This window comes from Roseivivax halodurans JCM 10272, from assembly GCF_000521785.1.
Taxonomy (GTDB): Bacteria; Pseudomonadota; Alphaproteobacteria; order Rhodobacterales; family Rhodobacteraceae; genus Roseivivax; species Roseivivax halodurans.
Genome location: NZ_JALZ01000146.1, coordinates 1 through 361 on the forward strand (window position 1 = coordinate 1; position 361 = coordinate 361).

The 361-nt window shown below is 65.1% G+C and carries 1 protein-coding gene; it reads left to right on the forward strand.

The window, feature by feature from the left end:
- On the forward strand, positions 1-352 hold a 352-nt coding region (locus tag OCH239_RS21545; protein ID WP_037267666.1), incomplete at its 5' end, for a transposase.
- Between the last annotated feature and the right edge of the window lie 9 nt (positions 353-361).

A 361-nucleotide genomic window follows, 5' to 3' on the forward strand; every position in this document is an offset into this window, starting at 1 on the left:
GACGTTCCGCTCTGCGGTCGATGACCCGGCTCGGTTTAAATCCTCGAAGAAGGTCGGACCGTGGGCTGGCCTGACGCCTTCGCGAAGTCAATCCGGCGAGCGGGATGTCTCAGGCCATATCACCAAGGCGGGTGATGCCGGGCTACGCCGCGCCCTCTGCCAGGCCGCGACTGTCATGATGAACCGCGGGCCATCGACGTGGCTCAGAACCTGGGCCACACGGATTGCCCGCCGCCGCGGTCGGAAATGCGCGATGGTCGCATTGGCACGGCGGATCGCGGTGGTGCTGCACCGGATGTGGCGCGATGGTACGATGTTCCAGCCGGAAGCTCCGATCGGCCAAGCCGCATGATAGACTGAA